At 37.7% G+C, this 17,563-nt stretch carries 25 protein-coding genes and 2 pseudogenes; 11 read left to right on the top strand and 16 right to left on the bottom strand.

The genetic code is table 11. The features are described from left to right. Nucleotides 1-40: 40 nt before the first annotated feature. The 12 genes and pseudogenes from AACL31_RS14050 to sctN (AACL31_RS13995) form a co-directional block, all read right to left on the bottom strand. Nucleotides 41-868: a T3SS regulon anti-activator ExsD domain-containing protein gene (locus AACL31_RS14050; RefSeq protein ID WP_339053294.1), complete on the bottom strand. Its 828-nt coding sequence runs from the start codon at nucleotides 866-868 to the stop codon at nucleotides 41-43. Nucleotides 869-968: 100 nt separating this feature from the next. Then, nucleotides 969-1,787, bottom strand: a pseudogene (locus AACL31_RS14045) (helix-turn-helix transcriptional regulator). 317 nt (nucleotides 1,788-2,104) lie between these two features. After that, a complete protein-coding gene (locus tag AACL31_RS14040; RefSeq protein ID WP_310513000.1) occupies nucleotides 2,105-2,827 on the bottom strand; it encodes an EscU/YscU/HrcU family type III secretion system export apparatus switch protein in 723 nt (240 codons plus the stop codon). A gap of 3 nt (nucleotides 2,828-2,830) precedes the next feature. Next, nucleotides 2,831-3,334, bottom strand: coding sequence for an EscT/YscT/HrcT family type III secretion system export apparatus protein (locus tag AACL31_RS14035; protein ID WP_339053293.1), 504 nt, complete (start codon nucleotides 3,332-3,334; stop codon nucleotides 2,831-2,833). Further along, nucleotides 3,334-3,612 (bottom strand): hypothetical protein, encoded by a 279-nt coding sequence (locus AACL31_RS14030; RefSeq protein WP_339053292.1) that lies wholly within the window; start codon nucleotides 3,610-3,612, stop codon nucleotides 3,334-3,336. The genes AACL31_RS14035 and AACL31_RS14030 overlap by 1 nt, the downstream gene beginning before the upstream one ends. Continuing rightward, a complete protein-coding gene (gene sctS / locus AACL31_RS14025; protein ID WP_310510589.1) occupies nucleotides 3,612-3,875 on the bottom strand; it encodes a type III secretion system export apparatus subunit SctS in 264 nt (87 codons plus the stop codon). Before sctS (AACL31_RS14025) ends, AACL31_RS14030 begins: the two co-directional genes overlap by 1 nt. A gap of 7 nt (nucleotides 3,876-3,882) precedes the next feature. Beyond that, the gene (sctR, locus tag AACL31_RS14020) at nucleotides 3,883-4,536 is read right to left on the bottom strand and encodes a type III secretion system export apparatus subunit SctR (protein ID WP_310512989.1); all 654 of its coding nucleotides are present in this window, start codon (nucleotides 4,534-4,536) and stop codon (nucleotides 3,883-3,885) included. Then, the gene (gene sctQ / locus AACL31_RS14015; protein WP_310512990.1) at nucleotides 4,533-5,528 is read right to left on the bottom strand and encodes a type III secretion system cytoplasmic ring protein SctQ; all 996 of its coding nucleotides are present in this window, start codon (nucleotides 5,526-5,528) and stop codon (nucleotides 4,533-4,535) included. Before sctQ (AACL31_RS14015) ends, sctR (AACL31_RS14020) begins: the two co-directional genes overlap by 4 nt. Beyond that, a complete protein-coding gene (locus AACL31_RS14010; RefSeq protein ID WP_310512991.1) occupies nucleotides 5,528-6,481 on the bottom strand; it encodes a hypothetical protein in 954 nt (317 codons plus the stop codon). Before AACL31_RS14010 ends, sctQ (AACL31_RS14015) begins: the two co-directional genes overlap by 1 nt. After that, nucleotides 6,466-6,807: a hypothetical protein gene (locus tag AACL31_RS14005; RefSeq protein ID WP_310512992.1), complete on the bottom strand. Its 342-nt coding sequence runs from the start codon at nucleotides 6,805-6,807 to the stop codon at nucleotides 6,466-6,468. Before AACL31_RS14005 ends, AACL31_RS14010 begins: the two co-directional genes overlap by 16 nt. A 1-nt stretch (nucleotide 6,808) precedes the next feature. After that, complete coding sequence (sctO, locus tag AACL31_RS14000; RefSeq protein ID WP_310512993.1) at nucleotides 6,809-7,276, bottom strand: type III secretion system stalk subunit SctO; 468 nt, start codon at nucleotides 7,274-7,276, stop codon at nucleotides 6,809-6,811. Continuing rightward, nucleotides 7,273-8,601, bottom strand: coding sequence for a type III secretion system ATPase SctN (gene sctN, locus AACL31_RS13995; protein ID WP_310512994.1), 1,329 nt, complete (start codon nucleotides 8,599-8,601; stop codon nucleotides 7,273-7,275). The genes sctO (AACL31_RS14000) and sctN (AACL31_RS13995) overlap by 4 nt, the downstream gene beginning before the upstream one ends. Before the next feature lie 166 nt (nucleotides 8,602-8,767). Here sctN (AACL31_RS13995) and AACL31_RS13990 point away from each other — a divergent pair, with 166 nt between their 5' ends. Together AACL31_RS13990 and AACL31_RS13985 are read left to right on the top strand one after the other, a co-directional pair. Beyond that, nucleotides 8,768-9,142, top strand: coding sequence for a hypothetical protein (locus AACL31_RS13990; protein WP_310512995.1), 375 nt, complete (start codon nucleotides 8,768-8,770; stop codon nucleotides 9,140-9,142). A 2-nt stretch (nucleotides 9,143-9,144) separates the two neighbouring features. Continuing rightward, nucleotides 9,145-9,444 (top strand): type III secretion protein, encoded by a 300-nt coding sequence (locus AACL31_RS13985; RefSeq protein WP_339053291.1) that lies wholly within the window; start codon nucleotides 9,145-9,147, stop codon nucleotides 9,442-9,444. On the opposite strand, the pseudogene AACL31_RS13980 reads toward AACL31_RS13985, so the two are convergent. The 3 genes and pseudogenes from AACL31_RS13980 to AACL31_RS13970 form a co-directional block, all read right to left on the bottom strand. Next, nucleotides 9,403-9,684: pseudogene (locus AACL31_RS13980) on the bottom strand (FHIPEP family type III secretion protein); the annotation flags it as partial. The gene AACL31_RS13985 and the pseudogene AACL31_RS13980 sit on opposite strands and share 42 nt — an antisense overlap. Next, the gene (locus AACL31_RS13975; RefSeq protein WP_339053290.1) at nucleotides 9,684-10,010 is read right to left on the bottom strand and encodes a type III secretion protein; all 327 of its coding nucleotides are present in this window, start codon (nucleotides 10,008-10,010) and stop codon (nucleotides 9,684-9,686) included. The pseudogene AACL31_RS13980 and the gene AACL31_RS13975, both read right to left, overlap by 1 nt. 2 nt (nucleotides 10,011-10,012) lie before the next feature. Further along, nucleotides 10,013-10,387: a hypothetical protein gene (locus AACL31_RS13970; RefSeq protein WP_310512995.1), complete on the bottom strand. Its 375-nt coding sequence runs from the start codon at nucleotides 10,385-10,387 to the stop codon at nucleotides 10,013-10,015. A 166-nt stretch (nucleotides 10,388-10,553) separates the two neighbouring features. Here AACL31_RS13970 and sctN (AACL31_RS13965) point away from each other — a divergent pair, with 166 nt between their 5' ends. The 7 genes from sctN (AACL31_RS13965) to sctS (AACL31_RS13935) are packed head-to-tail and all read left to right on the top strand — an operon-like array spanning nucleotide 10,554 to nucleotide 15,543. After that, a complete protein-coding gene (sctN, locus tag AACL31_RS13965) occupies nucleotides 10,554-11,882 on the top strand; it encodes a type III secretion system ATPase SctN (RefSeq protein ID WP_422389254.1) in 1,329 nt (442 codons plus the stop codon). Next, nucleotides 11,879-12,346, top strand: a complete 468-nt coding sequence (gene sctO / locus AACL31_RS13960; RefSeq protein ID WP_310512993.1) for a type III secretion system stalk subunit SctO — start codon at nucleotides 11,879-11,881, stop codon at nucleotides 12,344-12,346. Before sctN (AACL31_RS13965) ends, sctO (AACL31_RS13960) begins: the two co-directional genes overlap by 4 nt. A 1-nt stretch (nucleotide 12,347) precedes the next feature. Beyond that, a complete protein-coding gene (locus AACL31_RS13955; protein WP_310512992.1) occupies nucleotides 12,348-12,689 on the top strand; it encodes a hypothetical protein in 342 nt (113 codons plus the stop codon). After that, nucleotides 12,674-13,627 (top strand): hypothetical protein, encoded by a 954-nt coding sequence (locus tag AACL31_RS13950; RefSeq protein WP_339053289.1) that lies wholly within the window; start codon nucleotides 12,674-12,676, stop codon nucleotides 13,625-13,627. Before AACL31_RS13955 ends, AACL31_RS13950 begins: the two co-directional genes overlap by 16 nt. Then, a complete protein-coding gene (gene sctQ, locus AACL31_RS13945) occupies nucleotides 13,627-14,622 on the top strand; it encodes a type III secretion system cytoplasmic ring protein SctQ (RefSeq protein WP_310512990.1) in 996 nt (331 codons plus the stop codon). The genes AACL31_RS13950 and sctQ (AACL31_RS13945) overlap by 1 nt, the downstream gene beginning before the upstream one ends. After that, nucleotides 14,619-15,272, top strand: coding sequence for a type III secretion system export apparatus subunit SctR (sctR, locus tag AACL31_RS13940; protein ID WP_310512989.1), 654 nt, complete (start codon nucleotides 14,619-14,621; stop codon nucleotides 15,270-15,272). Before sctQ (AACL31_RS13945) ends, sctR (AACL31_RS13940) begins: the two co-directional genes overlap by 4 nt. 7 nt (nucleotides 15,273-15,279) lie before the next feature. Continuing rightward, a complete protein-coding gene (sctS, locus tag AACL31_RS13935) occupies nucleotides 15,280-15,543 on the top strand; it encodes a type III secretion system export apparatus subunit SctS (protein ID WP_310510589.1) in 264 nt (87 codons plus the stop codon). A gap of 126 nt (nucleotides 15,544-15,669) precedes the next feature. On the opposite strand, the gene AACL31_RS13930 is transcribed toward sctS (AACL31_RS13935), so the two are convergent. Beyond that, nucleotides 15,670-16,638 carry an IS110 family transposase gene (locus AACL31_RS13930; protein WP_339053074.1) on the bottom strand — a complete coding sequence of 323 codons (969 nt, stop codon included), beginning with the start codon at nucleotides 16,636-16,638 and terminating at the stop codon, nucleotides 15,670-15,672. A gap of 123 nt (nucleotides 16,639-16,761) precedes the next feature. Here AACL31_RS13930 and AACL31_RS13925 point away from each other — a divergent pair, with 123 nt between their 5' ends. Next, the gene (locus AACL31_RS13925; RefSeq protein WP_339053288.1) at nucleotides 16,762-16,899 is read left to right on the top strand and encodes a hypothetical protein; all 138 of its coding nucleotides are present in this window, start codon (nucleotides 16,762-16,764) and stop codon (nucleotides 16,897-16,899) included. A 154-nt stretch (nucleotides 16,900-17,053) separates the two neighbouring features. Beyond that, entirely contained in the window at nucleotides 17,054-17,560 is a 507-nt protein-coding gene (gene sctT / locus AACL31_RS13920; RefSeq protein WP_339053287.1) for a type III secretion system export apparatus subunit SctT, read from the top strand. Nucleotides 17,561-17,563: the final 3 nt, after the last annotated feature.

The following is a 17,563-nucleotide window of genomic DNA, read 5'->3' as shown; positions in this document are numbered from 1 at the left end:
ATCAGGGCACATAAATTTTCTGCTCTATTTACCTTTGTTATTAATCTGAACGCCAGTAAAAACTGTCGTTCTCCAAGCATAGATGACGAACATACAACCAATCATGTATCAGTACTGAAACATCTTTCCCGTTGACGAGTTGAATCAGTAATAACCAAAGATCACGAATATTGTCAGGTACTGCCATAAATGTCGTCAGATTGATCTGTTGATTCATTTGTTCAATTCCAATAAACCAGTTCGGCCACATCTGCGTTGCTGTTTGTTCTATTTGATGAATTTTATGCTGATAATCTCGCTCTTGATCTAAAGATAAACGCTTTTTTTGCTCAATATCTTGTTGAATTGATGATTTGTTGACTAATTTAGTGTCGGTTATTGCCCAAAACTCAGACTGGGCTTTTAACTGATTTATATGGATTTGTAGCTGTATCAATTCATTTTTTAGCATCGGATAAGAGGGTGCTAAGCTGGTTAACCACCATTGATAAATTGGCTCCAATAGCCAGTAACGTAAAAAATGTGGTTCGGCTAGATTAATGGTATCGCCTAATAGATTATCCCATTTAATGGGCTGTTGAGATGCGGTTCGAATAATAAATTTTAGCTCTTCACGTTTAAGCGGAATATTGCATTCCACTCGACGTTTGAACCATGTTGAAGCAAAAAACGACTCAAATAGGGTTCGTGGCAGTAAGCGTCTTAGTAGCTCAATTTGATGTGCATGTATGGGTTCAGCATGCTTATAATGAGTAATGACCTCATTCCCTAATAAATGATTACGATTCAGGTTGTTAGGATTTAATATAGTAATCTTTCTATTAGACAATACAGGGTTAGAATGCAAGCGATTGTTAGTAGATCCCATCGTTATTTACCTTATTGTCCGTTATTTAATATTGCATAATATCGCTTTATCTTAATTAAACATTTTTTTTCAGATTGTAATACTAGCCAATAATTTTTAATTATTCGTCATGTTCACCTCGGGCACGACTAGGTGTAAAGCCAAATCTTTTACGATAACTTTGAGTAAAATAGGACTGACTGGAAAAACCGGCTTCCATTGAGATATCTACAATACTCAGATCAGTATTTATCAATAATTGGTGCGCATACATGATTCGTCTTTCACTAATCCATGCGCGGGGAGAGGTATTATAAATTGTACTGAATAACTCTTTAAATGTGGTTAGTCCCATACCAAATTCTTTGGCAAACTGATTAAGTTTCCATTCTTTTAAATAATTATTTTCCATAAAAGATTGCAAACGTTCAGCCTGTCAATTACTGAGTTGTCGCAATACTGATAACAGGTTTGCACCCTGTTGCCCATGAGTAAGCAATAACAGTAATTCTTCAATGCGTAAATCAATTAAGGCACTATGGCACTCATGACTTAATAGTATTTTTAATCCTTTAATACTTTCTTCCAGTAAGGATGAATGACTAAAAGCAATTAAACTGGCGGTATTATTTTCGGCCCGTTTTATTTCACTTAATATGGTGCCAAATCGACCCATAAAATTTCTTAAGAAATCGTCATATAAAGGTATCCACAGAAGTTTGCATACTTCCTCTTCGGTTTTTACCGTATAACTCCCTTGTCTGATGAAGATAATTTCATTGTTTAATACTTGATAAGTGTTGGAGGGATCTTGCCAGCTAACTTTCCCATCTAACACAATATAAAGTCCCTTATTCTGGTGTTCTATAATATTATAATTAGGCATCGTCCACACAATTGTGCTGACAAAGCCTTCATCAAAACTGATATTTCCTTTCATATCATATAATATTCCGATTTTTTATATTACTGTGAAATATCTTATTACAGGAACCACCGATAATAGTGATCCTAGACATAAGAATAATGCCATATTAAATTAGTTAATTATTTATAGGGTGTAAGTAATATTTTAATATCTCACTATGTTTGTGAGTTATGAATAATTATATATTTAATTTTTCTATTTGTCAGAATATATTTCAAAATATTAAAAAATATGTCCTTATTCATTTAATTGATAGATGCTATGTTATCATTCGTTTTTTCCGCTTTTACTGATCGTTAATTATCGTATTAGGGTTAATAAAAACACTATTATTGTTTTCTTCTGCCTTTAATTTCCGGATTACCATCCATTTCCTTATGTTCTTTTTTTATTTCCTCTTTACTCATTTTTAACTGTTTAATATAAAAATAGTGTTCAAGACAAAAATCTAATAACGAAATGATAATTAATCCTAATACGCAAATAACAGTTAGTTGGGTAAGTAATTGTCCAATAAATACTGGAATGCATTTTAATCCGCATATTGGCAGATGGAAAAAAAAATTAATATTACCTTTAATAACAAACCAAACAATAAAACCAATAAAAATAACTTTTATTAATGATTTAAAAAATTCAAGTAAATTTTTAAGTGAAAATATTTTTTTTGCACCGGCGATCGGATTAATATGTTTAATATCGGGTTTTAAAGATGAAGGGCTAAGTAAAAAACCAAACTGAGCAACATGAGATAATACGATAATAATTATTGTTATGATTATAATTGGTAATAAGATATTAATTGTAATATGCCAAATATGTGGCAAAATTTTTGCTTTCCCTGTTTGGAAATCTAGCAAGCTACTGTCTTGAAGATAAGCAAAGAGCAATAAAAAATGTTCAATAAAGAAAGTGGATAAGCTTAATAGTAGCGATAATAGGATCACAATAATGCTACTGGAAACAATCTCTTTGCTTTTAAGTATTTGGCCTTTTTGGCGTGCATCTTTGATTTTTTTTGCGGTTGGTGCTTCGGTTTTTTCGCCACTCATTGTTTAGCTCAATATTTGAATCAGTTTTTTATAACTTTTATTTATTTGGCTTTGTATTATTTCTGCATGCAAAATTAATATACTAAAATAATTGACTAATAATAAACTGGAAATAGCACCTTTTAAGGGCATGGATAAGATAAAAACATTTAATGAAGGAGCAAAACGGCTAATTAATGCTAATCCCCATTCAACAATAAACATCGCAATAACTAAAGGTGCCGCTAATATCAGAAAATTATCTAACATCAATTTAAATAGCTGAATGAAAAATGCTAATAATTGCTCATTAAAGCCAGGTAAAAATTGATCGATAGGCCAAAGAGAAAAACTGTAATAAAGGGTTTGTATCAGTAATAGGAAATTGCCGCTAATCAAGAATAGCGTTGTAAAAGCTTGACTAAAAAATAATCCCATTGGTGAGGTTTGTTCATCAAACAGCGGGTTAACAATAGAAGCCATTGTAGTACCACGTTGGTTATCGATCATAAAACCGATAGATTGCATTATCCAGAAAGGTATTGCAGCGATAAAGCCGAAAAAAAAACCAGTAATGTTTCTTTAATAATGAGTAAAATATATTCATTGCCACTGATATTGATGATTAATTGTGGATCAATGGTAGGGATTAAAAAAAATATTAAAGAAAATATGATGCCATTTCTTAGTAATGTTCCGCCTAATAATTTTTTACTCAAAATAGGTAGTGTGGTGAAACATCCCAATAACCGAGGGATAAACAGTGAATAAGCTAATAAATATTGTTGTAACTCTTGAAAAAGCATTATAAGTTTACAATCCTTTGAAAGATCAGATCAGTAAAACGATAGATTTCATGTCCCAACCAATCGGCAATTACCAGTAAAGTGACAATGACACTAATTAATTTAAATAAAAACCCTAATGTTTGTTCCTGGATCTGGGTTAAAGCTTGAATTAATGAAACTAGGGTTCCGACAATAGCAGCAACCACAATAGGCGGCATGGAAAGCATAAAGACTAACCATAAAGATTGTTCTGAAAGATAAATCAAGTCCAGGCTATTCATCTTACGGCTACCCACTATAACTCAATATTAAGCCGTGGCTCAGACGGCTCCAGCCATCAAACATCACAAATAGAAGTAATTTGAAGGGTAAGGAAATCGTCATTGGTGAGACCATCATCATTCCCATAGCTAATAGAATATTTGACACAATTAAATCGATGGCAATAAAGGGTAAATAGAGTAAAAAACCAATTTCAAAGGCGCGAGTCAGCTCACTAATCGTAAAAGCTGGTAACAGGATAAACAAACTGTCTGATGAGACGCTATGGACATATTTTGGCGGCCATAATTTAGCAATATTTTCGCTAAAAAATTCTTTTTCTCTTTGGTTAATATGTTTTGTCAGGAAAGATTTATAAGGTTTTGTGCCTTCATCAAAAAAATATTCAAGCGAAGAGCTAGCCGATAAAGAGACTGGATTTTCGTTGAGAAAGTCTTTGGTGGTCAGTGCGACCGGTGCCATAACATAGAGTGTAAGGATGATGGATAAACCATAAATCGCCATATTAGGTGGTATTTGTTGTACGCCTAGTGCATTTCGTAGCAATGAAAATATCATCGCCATTTTGACAAACGACGTTGCCATGACAGCAATAAACGGAATTAACGCTAATAAAATTAAACCAATAATCAGTGATAACTCATCAGGCAGCTGGGTCATGAGGAGAATTCCTCGTTTTCATCGGTTGAATTTGTTAATGGGCTGTTCTCTTCACTATCTTCAAATAGCGGTTCGCTTTTTTTCGCGCATAATTCGACTACTTTAATACCTAATCTTCCTTGAATTTCAACCAGTTGTCCTTTGCCTAGCGGTTGTTGATTGGCAATAATTCTGACGTCACCGTTCACTGGCACAGCAAGATCAATCAACGATCCCTCACAAAGATGAGTGAGAGTTTGTAATTCAATATATTGTCGCCCAACTTCAAAACGAATAGGAATTTGTATTTCTTCTAAATTAGTTAGTGATTGATTAGCTAAATTATCGGTTTCGGAATACATATTAATAAGTTCCAATTGGTGAGAAGACAAAGAAACCCATGCCCAGGGTAAATGTTCAATATAGGCAAGTTGTTGCTGATATTTTTTTAAGTAATGAGGTTGTAACAAGATATCGCCTATTTCTAACCGGTTAAGGGCTTTTATTGTTAGATATATCGGAACCATGCATATTGATAAGGTGACATCAATTGGATATTTTTCTGCAATTCGTCGTTTAGGTAATAGCCGCTGAATAGCTTCGATTTGCGGAAACCAGAGCGAAAGCGTTTTAGCCTCCATAGCAAAATGGCCTTTAATGCCTAATGTAGCTTCGGTGATATGCAGTGACTCAATATTTAGCCACTGTAATGAAGGAAAAAATTTTCCATGTTCTTTTAATAAACTGAGTTGTAACTCTAGCGGTAGATAACTGAAATCGGCGCTGTCTAAGGCATCAGATAGCCAGTTAACTAACATTGATTGATGGCAATAAGCAATAATCGTGGTATTTTTTACTAGTATTGTGAGTTTTAAATTATAGTTAGTATCGGCTTGTTCCAGTGTTAATGTTAATAATTGTTCAGCAAATTGAAAATGATGACGATATTGCATAAAACACTTTCTAAGCTGAAACTCTTGCTCACTGATAACAGGAAATATTGATGTTTGCATTAAACCATCTCTTCTTCAAAGTCGTCGAACTGTTGTGGCTTTTCTTTTGAGCGCTCTTTTGACTGTTGATCATTTAAAATGATCAGTTGGATATGTTGATCAGGATGAATGCGTTGTAACTTGTCAATTAAATCTTGTCGATGCTCAAGTAATATCTTTTGTCCTATTGTTTGGGCGACAAATTCAATCGTGATATTTTGTTGTTGCTGTTGAATTTTAATTTGTAAAGATCCAATTTGCGGTAAGTTTAATTGGATAATTGGTGGCTGATAATTTTTGTTGACTTCAACATTTAATACCGCATTGAGCTTGTTAAATAGGGTATTAAGTAACGAGGTAGGGCTTTTTTCATTATCGACGGTGGCTAATATTTTTTCTGCTGTTGCAGCCGATAAGGCGACAGGCATACTGGGTGGCTCGATGTTATTTTCCGTCCGCTTTTTTTTATCCAGCCGGATATCTGCTGCAGGTGGTTTTTTTTCTGGTTGCGAAGTAACCTCTATTCGGTCAGTCAATTTATCTGGCTTGGATATTGACGGGATTTTTTTGTTAGCAAAATGTTGCTGATGGTTTGCTGGATAAGTAATAGCTGTCTGTTCACTATTTGGTGAGATTATAATTGGTTTTGCTAAATCAGCTGCTGTTATTGGCTGATTAGCTAGTTGGCTGGCCGATAAAGCATTAGCTAACAACGGTGTTTGCAGCGGGTTGTTTAGCTCAGATTTATTAGTTGGCGAATTAACTGAATGCTTTATTAGTTGATTTGCTACTTGATTAGTCGATAAATTATCAGTGAAAAACGCTGTTTTTGCCTGTCCATCTGGTTGAGCTTTATCAACCAATGAATTAATTAAATGGGGTATTGACGGCTTATGTTTGCTAGTAGATGGAATTAACTTATCATTCTTATCAGTTTTTGCTGCTGCCATATTACCAATTATAGTGTATGGCATATTATTATTGGCCTGGCAGTGATTATCGGTGATTTCCTCACTAGTGATAGGCAATTTTTGGCGAGTTTTATTTTCTGGTTGTATTGTTGATTTTTTTTAACGCTATGACTGAATGGGTGTTCGCTTAATAGAGCATGAGTATCGAATAAGTTTTTATCGGTTGCTAAATGGGGAGCTTCAACGGATGAACCGGCTAACTTCAGCGCTGATTCAAATTTCTTTTTTAAAACAGGATCACTTTCTAACGGTAATTTGTCTGTTGGTGGTAGCGCCAAAGACTGCGGTTGTGGATTATGTGATATATGGGTGACCTGCTCTTTTTTCATATTATTTCCCTATCGATAACCTTACAAACTCTTCCTGCTCTTGTTCTTCTCGTTGTTCGTTTAATTGTTCCAGCGCACATTTTTGTTGTTGTGTTAGCTGAGTAAATTTTTCTGTTTGTTGTAAACAAAAATTGAGTTTTTTTCTTGATTCTATAAGTTGTTTTTCTAATTGATTAACTTTATCGGTATGAATTTCGATATCTTTAATTAATTTGTCTTTTTGCCATTGAAAATATTGCAGTTGTGCCAGCCAGTTTTGCCATTGGGCAGGTGAAATCGCTGCTTGTTGATGCGTTTGAAAAAATTGCTGTTCCCGTGTTTTATGATGGTGATAATGCTCTTGCAATTGTTGCTCAGCTATATTTAATTGCTGCTGTTGTTTAGCGACTTGATTTTTATCTTGCAGAACCTGTTTTTCTGCTTTTTGTTTTCTTAATTGTTTAATGTTTAATAAACGTGAAAAAATCATTGGCTGATTGTCGCTAATTGATTCAGTGTCTGCTCATAGCGACTTTTTTCATCGGTAGATTGACAAAGCCAGCTTTGAATTTGCGGGTAACGTTTGATTGCTTCATCGGCCAATTCATCATTGCCAGGTTGATATTCACCAATTTGTAGCAATAATTCTATTTCTTCATATTTGGCTAACCATTTTCTGAGTTGTTGGGCTTGTTTATAATGTTCCCGGCTAATAACCCGATCCATCACTCGACTGGCGGAGCGTAAAACATCAATAGCTGGATAGTGGCTAGCAGCGGCCAATTTTCGTGACAGAATAATATGTCCATCTAAAATTGAACGGGTTTCATCGGCAATCGGTTCACTCATATCATCGCCTTCAACCAACACTGTATAAAGAGCAGTAATCGAGCCTTTATCAGACTGGCCGGCACGCTCCATTAAGCGTGGCAACTCAGCAAAAACGGAAGGCGGAAAACCCCGCCGGGTTGGTGGTTCACCCGCAGCTAACCCGATTTCCCGTTGCGCTCTGGCAAAACGGGTAACCGAATCCATCAACAATAACACGCGCATATTTTGGTCACGAAAATATTCGGCGATACTTGTAGCGACAAAACCGGCTTTGGCGCGTTCAATGGCTGGGCGATCTGAGGTAGCTACAATTAAAACGCTACGCTTTAATCCTTCTTCACCCAAATCCTCCTCAATAAATTCGCGCACTTCTCGTCCTCGCTCACCTATCAATGCCAAAACAATCACGTCCACATCGGCACCACGAATGAGAGAGGCTAGCAGGGTACTTTTGCCACCGCCAGCAGCCGCAAAAATTCCCATTCTTTGTCCTTCGGCACAGGTTAATAAACCATCAATTGCTCTTACCCCAAGGGAAAGCGGTTTTTCGATTAATTTTCGCTGCATCGGGGCAGGTGCATCACGGTAAATGGGATACCATTGTTCAAGTTCAATATAGTTTGCGGCGGTAAAGGGATTACCTAATCCATCGAGTACTTTGCCTAATAGATGGCGGCCAACGCCAACCTGGTGGCTGGTGCCTGTTGGACAGACTTCTGTATAAATGGATAATCCACGCGTATCGCCGAACGGGGTAAGGATAGCTTGTTGTTGTTTAAAACCGATGATCTCCGCATCTAACGATTCACCGGTATCACTATTGTATAATTTGCAAAGCTCACCCACTTTAACGCCAGGCAGTTGGGCGGTGATCAAGGTGCCTGTAACTTCTGTTACACGCCCTCTAAGCAGTACTGGCCGGCAGGTTCTAAGTGCTGCCAGCATTTTTTCAGGAATAGAATAAAGTTTAAGCTTGCTTTGCATTGTTTACCTCGATGCAAAACATATCGGAATAACAGCAATAAATATTTAGTTTTTGGTTCAGTTTTTTTTATTTCGCCCGCTATTAAAAATAGCGGCTTCTAATGACATCCAGCGAGATTATCTAACTCTATACTCATATCTAAAAAGTAAATAATGATCGATACATATGAGAAAAATAAATAGATTAGATTCACCATCAGCAATTACTGCTATCACTGATCATTTCTCAGCAGAAATTGTTGAGTATAGTGAGATAGAACCCGTTGTATTAGTGCCAAATGGTCAAGCGGTAGCGGCCCATTTTTCCAATCTATATCCGACCTTTTGTATAGAGACTGCATTATTAAATTATGTAACACCTAAGTTAATTACACCGTTATTAATGACGCCTATTTTTTTAAAATTAACGATGGCACGCCTAAAACAGCAATTAGCTGAGGTTAGCTTGCCAGAAGTTGCCGCTGCTTATGATCTATTGATGGAACTTGCTGATGTAGAACGGCAATTGCAACTGGCAACCAGCTTACTGCATCGAGGATAAAGGTGATTTTAGATCCCATTACACAAAATGCTTTATTGCTACAGGGATGGTTAGCACTGCAATACGGCCAGTTGGCGCGTAGTCAAATATTGCTGGAAGCACTGTTAAAAATGGCACCGGATGATTATCAAGCCAGAAAAATGTTGGTTGTGGTGTTATTAAAACTTGATCTGCCTGAACAGGCTCTAGTGCACTGTACAAGATTAAGAAAGGCTGACATCAATGAGGCAGAGTTATGGTTATGCGAATCACAGGCCTATTTGATGAAAAATCATTCGCGTCGTACTTACCGCCAAGGCTAAACGAAACAAAGTAGTTACCAATAACAAAACCGGAAAAACCGAAAACTGTAATGGCGAAGTGATATAAACCGAGACCATCAACAACACCACCGAAATAGTCATATTAATCGCGATAAGGAGATCCAGGATCACCGTCGGTAATGGCAATACCATCATGAATACAACAGCAAGTAGTAAAATAGCTAACATAATATCTTTACGTTGGCCAAGCTGTTGCAACAGCATCATTCCTTTATTCATTACTTAGATTTCCATAACAGATAGTTCTGATAGGCTCGTTGTGCCTTTTCCAATTGCTCCATCATCAAATAGGCCTGTGATTCGCATAACCATAACTCTGCCTCATTGATGTCAGCCTTTCTTAATCTTGTACAGTGCACTAGAGCCTGTTCAGGCAGATCAAGTTTTAATAACACCACAACCAACATTTTTCTGGCTTGATAATCATCCGGTGCCATTTTTAACAGTGCTTCCAGCAATATTTGACTACGCGCCAACTGGCCGTATTGCAGTGCTAACCATCCCTGTAGCAATAAAGCATTTTGTGTAATGGGATCTAAAATCACCTTTATCCTCGATGCAGTAAGCTGGTTGCCAGTTGCAATTGCCGTTCTACATCAGCAAGTTCCATCAATAGATCATAAGCAGCGGCAACTTCTGGCAAGCTAACCTCAGCTAATTGCTGTTTTAGGCGTGCCATCGTTAATTTTAAAAAAATAGGCGTCATTAATAACGGTGTAATTAACTTAGGTGTTACATAATTTAATAATGCAGTCTCTATACAAAAGGTCGGATATAGATTGGAAAAATGGGCCGCTACCGCTTGACCATTTGGCACTAATACAACGGGTTCTATCTCACTATACTCAACAATTTCTGCTGAGAAATGATCAGTGATAGCAGTAATTGCTGATGGTGAATCTAATCTATTTATTTTTCTCATATGTATCGATCATTATTTACTTTTTAGATATGAGTATAGAGTTAGATAATCTCGCTGGATGTCATTAGAAGCCGCTATTTTTAATAGCGGGCGAAATAAAAAAAACTGAACCAAAAACTAAATATTTATTGCTGTTATTCCGATATGTTTTGCATCGAGGTAAACAATGCAAAGCAAGCTTAAACTTTATTCTATTCCTGAAAAAATGCTGGCAGCACTTAGAACCTGCCGGCCAGTACTGCTTAGAGGGCGTGTAACAGAAGTTACAGGAACCTTGATCACCGCCCAACTGCCTGGCGTTAAAGTGGGTGAGCTTTGCAAATTATACAATAGTGATACCGGTGAATCGTTAGATGCGGAGATCATCGGTTTTAAACAACAACAAGCTATCCTTACCCCGTTCGGCGATACGCGTGGATTATCCATTTATACAGAAGTCTGCCCAACAGGCACCAGCCACCAGGTTGGCGTTGGCCGCCATCTATTAGGCAAAGTACTCGATGGATTAGGTAATCCCTTTACCGCCGCAAACTATATTGAACTTGAACAATGGTATCCCATTTACCGTGATGCACCTGCCCCGATGCAGCGAAAATTAATCGAAAAACCGCTTTCCCTTGGGGTAAGAGCAATTGATGGTTTATTAACCTGTGCCGAAGGACAAAGAATGGGAATTTTTGCGGCTGCTGGCGGTGGCAAAAGTACCCTGCTAGCCTCTCTCATTCGTGGTGCCGATGTGGACGTGATTGTTTTGGCATTGATAGGTGAGCGAGGACGAGAAGTGCGCGAATTTATTGAGGAGGATTTGGGTGAAGAAGGATTAAAGCGTAGCGTTTTAATTGTAGCTACCTCAGATCGCCCAGCCATTGAACGCGCCAAAGCCGGTTTTGTCGCTACAAGTATCGCCGAATATTTTCGTGACCAAAATATGCGCGTGTTATTGTTGATGGATTCGGTTACCCGTTTTGCCAGAGCGCAACGGGAAATCGGGTTAGCTGCGGGTGAACCACCAACCCGGCGGGGTTTTCCGTCTTCCGTTTTTGCTGAGTTGCCACGCTTAATGGAGCGTGCCGGCCAGTCTGATAAAGGCTCGATTACTGCTCTTTATACAGTGTTGGTTGAAGGCGATGATATGAGTGAACCGATTGCCGATGAAACCCGTTCAATTTTAGATGGACATATTATTCTGTCACGAAAATTGGCCGCTGCTAGCCACTATCCAGCTATTGATGTTTTACGCTCCGCCAGTCGAGTGATGGATCGGGTTATTAGCCGGGAACATTATAAACAAGCCCAACAACTCAGAAAATGGTTAGCCAAATATGAAGAAATAGAATTATTGCTACAAATTGGTGAATATCAACCTGGCAATGATGAATTGGCCGATGAAGCAATCAAACGTTACCCGCAAATTCAAAGCTGGCTTTGTCAATCTACCGATGAAAAAAGTCGCTATGAGCAGACACTGAATCAATTAGCGACAATCAGCCAATGATTTTTTCACGTTTATTAAACATTAAACAATTAAGAAAACAAAAAGCAGAAAAACAGGTTCTGCAAGATAAAAATCAAGTCGCTAAACAACAGCAGCAATTAAATATAGCTGAGCAACAATTGCAAGAGCATTATCACCATCATAAAACACGGGAACAGCAATTTTTTCAAACGCATCAACAAGCAGCGATTTCACCTGCCCAATGGCAAAACTGGCTGGCACAACTGCAATATTTTCAATGGCAAAAAGACAAATTAATTAAAGATATCGAAATTCATACCGATAAAGTTAATCAATTAGAAAAACAACTTATAGAATCAAGAAAAAAACTCAATTTTTGTTTACAACAAACAGAAAAATTTACTCAGCTAACACAACAACAAAAATGTGCGCTGGAACAATTAAACGAACAACGAGAAGAACAAGAGCAGGAAGAGTTTGTAAGGTTATCGATAGGGAAATAATATGAAAAAAGAGCAGGTCACCCATATATCACATAATCCACAACCGCAGTCTTTGGCGCTACCACCAACAGACAAATTACCGTTAGAAAGTGATCCTGTTTTAAAAAAGAAATTTGAATCAGCGCTGAAGTTAGCCGGTTCATCCGTTGAAGCTCCCCATTTAGCAACCGATAAAAACTTATTCGATACTCATGCTCTATTAAGCGAACACCCATTCAGTCATAGCGTTAAAAAAAATCAACAATACAACCAGAAAATAAAACTCGCCAAAAATTGCCTATCACTAGTGAGGAAATCACCGATAATCACTGCCAGGCCAATAATAATATGCCATACACTATAATTGGTAATATGGCAGCAGCAAAAACTGATAAGAATGATAAGTTAATTCCATCTACTAGCAAACATAAGCCGTCAATACCCCATTTAATTAATTCATTGGTTGATAAAGCTCAACCAGATGGACAGGCAAAAACAGCGTTTTTCACTGATAATTTATCGACTAATCAAGTAGCAAATCAACTAATAAAGCATTCAGTTAATTCGTCAACTAATAAATCTGAGCTAAACAACCCGCTGCAAACACCGTTGTTAGCTAATGCTTTATCGGCCAGCCAACTAGCTAATCAGCCAATAACAGCAGCTGATTTAGCAAAACCAATTATAATCTCACCAAATAGTGAACAGACAGCTATTACTTATCCAGCAAACCATCAGCAACATTTTGCTAACAAAAAAATCCCGTCAATATCCAAGCCAGATAAATTGACTGACCGAATAGAGGTTACTTCGCAACCAGAAAAAAAACCACCTGCAGCAGATATCCGGCTGGATAAAAAAAAGCGGACGGAAAATAACATCGAGCCACCCAGTATGCCTGTCGCCTTATCGGCTGCAACAGCAGAAAAAATATTAGCCACCGTCGATAATGAAAAAAGCCCTACCTCGTTACTTAATACCCTATTTAACAAGCTCAATGCGGTATTAAATGTTGAAGTCAACAAAAATTATCAGCCACCAATTATCCAATTAAACTTACCGCAAATTGGATCTTTACAAATTAAAATTCAACAGCAACAACAAAATATCACGATTGAATTTGTCGCCCAAACAATAGGACAAAAGATATTACTTGAGCATCGACAAGATTTAATTGACAAGTTACAACGCATTCATCCTGATCAACATATCCAACTGATCATTTTAAATGATCAACAGTCAAAAGAGCGCTCAAAAGAAAAGCCACAACAGTTCGACGACTTTGAAGAAGAGATGGTTTAATGCAAACATCAATATTTCCTGTTATCAGTGAGCAAGAGTTTCAGCTTAGAAAGTGTTTTATGCAATATCGTCATCATTTTCAATTTGCTGAACAATTATTAACATTAACACTGGAACAAGCCGATACTAACTATAATTTAAAACTCACAATACTAGTAAAAAATACCACGATTATTGCTTATTGCCATCAATCAATGTTAGTTAACTGGCTATCTGATGCCTTAGACAGCGCCGATTTCAGTTATCTACCGCTAGAGTTACAACTCAGTTTATTAAAAGAACATGGAAAATTTTTTCCTTCATTACAGTGGCTAAATATTGAGTCACTGCATATCACCGAAGCTACATTAGGCATTAAAGGCCATTTTGCTATGGAGGCTAAAACGCTTTCGCTCTGGTTTCCGCAAATCGAAGCTATTCAGCGGCTATTACCTAAACGACGAATTGCAGAAAAATATCCAATTGATGTCACCTTATCAATATGCATGGTTCCGATATATCTAACAATAAAAGCCCTTAACCGGTTAGAAATAGGCGATATCTTGTTACAACCTCATTACTTAAAAAAATATCAGCAACAACTTGCCTATATTGAACATTTACCCTGGGCATGGGTTTCTTTGTCTTCTCACCAATTGGAACTTATTAATATGTATTCCGAAACCGATAATTTAGCTAATCAATCACTAACTAATTTAGAAGAAATACAAATTCCTATTCGTTTTGAAGTTGGGCGACAATATATTGAATTACAAACTCTCACTCATCTTTGTGAGGGATCGTTGATTGATCTTGCTGTGCCAGTGAACGGTGACGTCAGAATTATTGCCAATCAACAACCGCTAGGCAAAGGACAACTGGTTGAAATTCAAGGAAGATTAGGTATTAAAGTAGTCGAATTATGTGCGAAAAAAAGCGAACCGCTATTTGAAGATAGTGAAGAGAACAGCCCATTAACAAATTCAACCGATGAAAACGAGGAATTCTCCTCATGACCCAGCTGCCTGATGAGTTATCACTGATTATTGGTTTAATTTTATTAGCGTTAATTCCGTTTATTGCTGTCATGGCAACGTCGTTTGTCAAAATGGCGATGATATTTTCATTGCTACGAAATGCACTAGGCGTACAACAAATACCACCTAATATGGCGATTTATGGTTTATCCATCATCCTTACACTCTATGTTATGGCACCGGTCGCACTGACCACCAAAGACTTTCTCAACGAAAATCCAGTCTCTTTATCGGCTAGCTCTTCGCTTGAATATTTTTTTGATGAAGGCACAAAACCTTATAAATCTTTCCTGACAAAACATATTAACCAAAGAGAAAAAGAATTTTTTAGCGAAAATATTGCTAAATTATGGCCGCCAAAATATGTCCATAGCGTCTCATCAGACAGTTTGTTTATCCTGTTACCAGCTTTTACGATTAGTGAGCTGACTCGCGCCTTTGAAATTGGTTTTTTACTCTATTTACCCTTTATTGCCATCGATTTAATTGTGTCAAATATTCTATTAGCTATGGGAATGATGATGGTCTCACCAATGACGATTTCCTTACCCTTCAAATTACTTCTATTTGTGATGTTTGATGGCTGGAGCCGTCTGAGCCACGGCTTAATATTGAGTTATAGTGGGTAGCCGTAAGATGAATAGCCTGGACTTGATTTATCTTTCAGAACAATCTTTATGGTTAGTCTTTATGCTTTCCATGCCGCCTATTGTGGTTGCTGCTATTGTCGGAACCCTAGTTTCATTAATTCAAGCTTTAACCCAGATCCAGGAACAAACATTAGGGTTTTTATTTAAATTAATTAGTGTCATTGTCACTTTACTGGTAATTGCCGATTGGTTGGGACATGAAATCTATCGTTTTACTGATCTGATCTTTCAAAGGATTGTAAACTTATAATGCTTTTTCAAGAGTTACAACAATATTTATTAGCTTATTCACTGTTTATCCCTCGGTTATTGGGATGTTTCACCACACTACCTATTTTGAGTAAAAAATTATTAGCAACTGTCTTGAACGTTAAAATTATGGAGAAACGTGATGGTACGACTCATTCCATTCTTCGTTCTTTCTGAGCATCGCGTTCAGGATAGTCAGCAGCTTGCGCATACAGGCGACCAGCGCCACTTTTTTGGCTTTTCCCGCTGCAAGCAGACGCATGTAAAAGGCTTTTATCACCGGATTAAAGCGAGTTGCTACAAGCGCGGCCATATAAAGTGCTGTTCGGACTCCGTCCCTTCCGCCAAATATGGTTCGCCGACCACGCATGGTACCCGAGTCCCGGTTTATGGGGGCAACGCCTACAAGCGCGCTAATAGCTCGCCTCGAGAGGCTGCCCAGTTCGGGAAGCTCCGCCAACAACGCAGCAACTGTCATGGTACCAACCCCTTTAATGCTGCTCAGCCTAGCGGCCAGATCCTTAAAGTGGTTCCTTATGTGGTTGTTCATATCCTCATCGATTCTGGCAAGTTCATCTTCCAGCGCCTTGATGATGATGTTGATGCTTTTTCTATTCTGTGGATGTGCGGTATACAGCCTATTACGTTCTGCCACCAACATTGTAATCAACTGGCGTCTGCGTACGACCATCGCAGCAAGAACCTGACGTTCTGCATTTGGCAGAGTCCGGATAAAGCGCTCTCGCTCCGGATGTCGATTAATAACCTCTGCCATTTGTGCAAGCACTTTGGCATCAATACGGTCAGTTTTTGCCAGATAGCCCATAGCGCGGGCAAAGTCTCGGGATTGTCTGGGATTAATCACAGTGACGTCAAAGCCTTCAGCCTGGAGCGAGCAGGCCACAGTAGCTTCAAGCCCGCCAGTTGCCTCCATCAGAACCAACACCACCGAATGCTTTCTCAATTCGGCGATAATGGCATCAAAACCGTCAGAGTCATTACTGACCGTAAACTGTGCAATATCACAGCTGGCTGCTATGTCCAGCGTTGCTTTAGAAACATCAATACCCACACAAAGTGGATTTGGCTGACTCATGATTACCCATCCTTGCAAATGCGTTATGGAGTACGGACAACTGTTCGGGTTTCAGATGAGTGGCTCAGTGTATGCGCCGGTCGCTAATTAACGGGCTTAAAACCCTAGGAGGAATCGGGCTGCATGCACCTTGCCAAATCTAATCGTAACTATTTTAAACCGTTTTCAAGATACAAGGAGGAATCGGGCTGCATGCACCTTGCCAAATCTAATCGTAACTATTTTAAACCGTTTTCAAGATACAAGGCGGAACATTACTAAGAAATGGCATCATATTTTCTTTAATATTTTTTTTAATCCCTACCATTGATCCACAATTAATCATCAATATCAGTGGCAATGAATATATTTTACTCATTATTAAAGAAACATTACTGGTTTTTTTTTCGGCTTTATCGCTGCAATACCTTTCTGGATGATGCAATCTATCGGTTTTATGATCGATAACCAACGTGGTACTACAATGGCTTCTATTGTTAACCCGCTGTTTGATGAACAAACCTCACCAATGGGATTATTTTTTAGTCAAGCTTTTACAACGCTATTCTTGATTAGCGGCAATTTCCTATTACTGATACAAACCCTTTATTACAGTTTTTCTCTTTGGCCTATCGATCAATTTTTACCTGGCTTTAATGAGCAATTATTAGCATTTTTCATTCAGCTATTTAAATTGATGTTAGATAATTTTCTGATATTAGCGGCACCTTTAGTTATTGCGATGTTTATTGTTGAATGGGGATTAGCATTAATTAGCCGTTTTGCTCCTTCATTAAATGTTTTTATCTTATCCATGCCCTTAAAAGGTGCTATTTCCAGTTTATTATTAGTCAATTATTTTAGTATATTAATTTTGCATGCAGAAATAATACAAAGCCAAATAAATAAAAGTTATAAAAAACTGATTCAAATATTGAGCTAAACA

This window comes from Arsenophonus endosymbiont of Crataerina pallida (assembly GCF_964020125.1).
GTDB lineage: Bacteria > Pseudomonadota > Gammaproteobacteria > Enterobacterales > Enterobacteriaceae > Arsenophonus > Arsenophonus nilaparvatae.
The sequence above is the reverse complement of the archived record's forward strand: the minus strand, read 5'-3'. Positions and strand labels throughout refer to the sequence as shown.

What these genes read in the sequence shown, in the direction of transcription:
- AACL31_RS14035 (WP_339053293.1), bottom strand. Translation starts at nt 3,334, where the DNA reads ATGCAATCTATCGGTTTTATGATCGATAACCAACGTGGTACTACAATG.
- AACL31_RS14050 (WP_339053294.1), bottom strand. Translation starts at nt 868, where the DNA reads ATGGGATCTACTAACAATCGCTTGCATTCTAACCCTGTATTGTCTAAT.
- sctQ (WP_310512990.1), top strand. Translation starts at nt 13,627, where the DNA reads ATGCAAACATCAATATTTCCTGTTATCAGTGAGCAAGAGTTTCAGCTT.
- sctN (WP_310512994.1), bottom strand. Translation starts at nt 8,601, where the DNA reads ATGCAAAGCAAGCTTAAACTTTATTCTATTCCTGAAAAAATGCTGGCA.
- sctQ (WP_310512990.1), bottom strand. Translation starts at nt 5,528, where the DNA reads ATGCAAACATCAATATTTCCTGTTATCAGTGAGCAAGAGTTTCAGCTT.
- sctO (WP_310512993.1), bottom strand. Translation starts at nt 7,276, where the DNA reads ATGATTTTTTCACGTTTATTAAACATTAAACAATTAAGAAAACAAAAA.
- AACL31_RS13990 (WP_310512995.1), top strand. Translation starts at nt 8,768, where the DNA reads ATGAGAAAAATAAATAGATTAGATTCACCATCAGCAATTACTGCTATC.
- AACL31_RS13930 (WP_339053074.1), bottom strand. Translation starts at nt 16,638, where the DNA reads ATGAGTCAGCCAAATCCACTTTGTGTGGGTATTGATGTTTCTAAAGCA.
- AACL31_RS13970 (WP_310512995.1), bottom strand. Translation starts at nt 10,387, where the DNA reads ATGAGAAAAATAAATAGATTAGATTCACCATCAGCAATTACTGCTATC.
- sctT (WP_339053287.1), top strand. Translation starts at nt 17,054, where the DNA reads ATGATGCAATCTATCGGTTTTATGATCGATAACCAACGTGGTACTACA.
- sctS (WP_310510589.1), top strand. Translation starts at nt 15,280, where the DNA reads ATGAATAGCCTGGACTTGATTTATCTTTCAGAACAATCTTTATGGTTA.
- AACL31_RS14010 (WP_310512991.1), bottom strand. Translation starts at nt 6,481, where the DNA reads ATGCCATACACTATAATTGGTAATATGGCAGCAGCAAAAACTGATAAG.
- AACL31_RS13950 (WP_339053289.1), top strand. Translation starts at nt 12,674, where the DNA reads ATGCCATACACTATAATTGGTAATATGGCAGCAGCAAAAACTGATAAG.
- AACL31_RS14040 (WP_310513000.1), bottom strand. Translation starts at nt 2,827, where the DNA reads ATGAGTGGCGAAAAAACCGAAGCACCAACCGCAAAAAAAATCAAAGAT.
- AACL31_RS14005 (WP_310512992.1), bottom strand. Translation starts at nt 6,807, where the DNA reads ATGAAAAAAGAGCAGGTCACCCATATATCACATAATCCACAACCGCAG.
- sctS (WP_310510589.1), bottom strand. Translation starts at nt 3,875, where the DNA reads ATGAATAGCCTGGACTTGATTTATCTTTCAGAACAATCTTTATGGTTA.
- sctR (WP_310512989.1), top strand. Translation starts at nt 14,619, where the DNA reads ATGACCCAGCTGCCTGATGAGTTATCACTGATTATTGGTTTAATTTTA.
- sctR (WP_310512989.1), bottom strand. Translation starts at nt 4,536, where the DNA reads ATGACCCAGCTGCCTGATGAGTTATCACTGATTATTGGTTTAATTTTA.
- AACL31_RS13955 (WP_310512992.1), top strand. Translation starts at nt 12,348, where the DNA reads ATGAAAAAAGAGCAGGTCACCCATATATCACATAATCCACAACCGCAG.
- AACL31_RS14030 (WP_339053292.1), bottom strand. Translation starts at nt 3,612, where the DNA reads ATGCTTTTTCAAGAGTTACAACAATATTTATTAGCTTATTCACTGTTT.
- AACL31_RS13925 (WP_339053288.1), top strand. Translation starts at nt 16,762, where the DNA reads ATGCACCTTGCCAAATCTAATCGTAACTATTTTAAACCGTTTTCAAGA.
- sctN (WP_422389254.1), top strand. Translation starts at nt 10,554, where the DNA reads ATGCAAAGCAAGCTTAAACTTTATTCTATTCCTGAAAAAATGCTGGCA.
- sctO (WP_310512993.1), top strand. Translation starts at nt 11,879, where the DNA reads ATGATTTTTTCACGTTTATTAAACATTAAACAATTAAGAAAACAAAAA.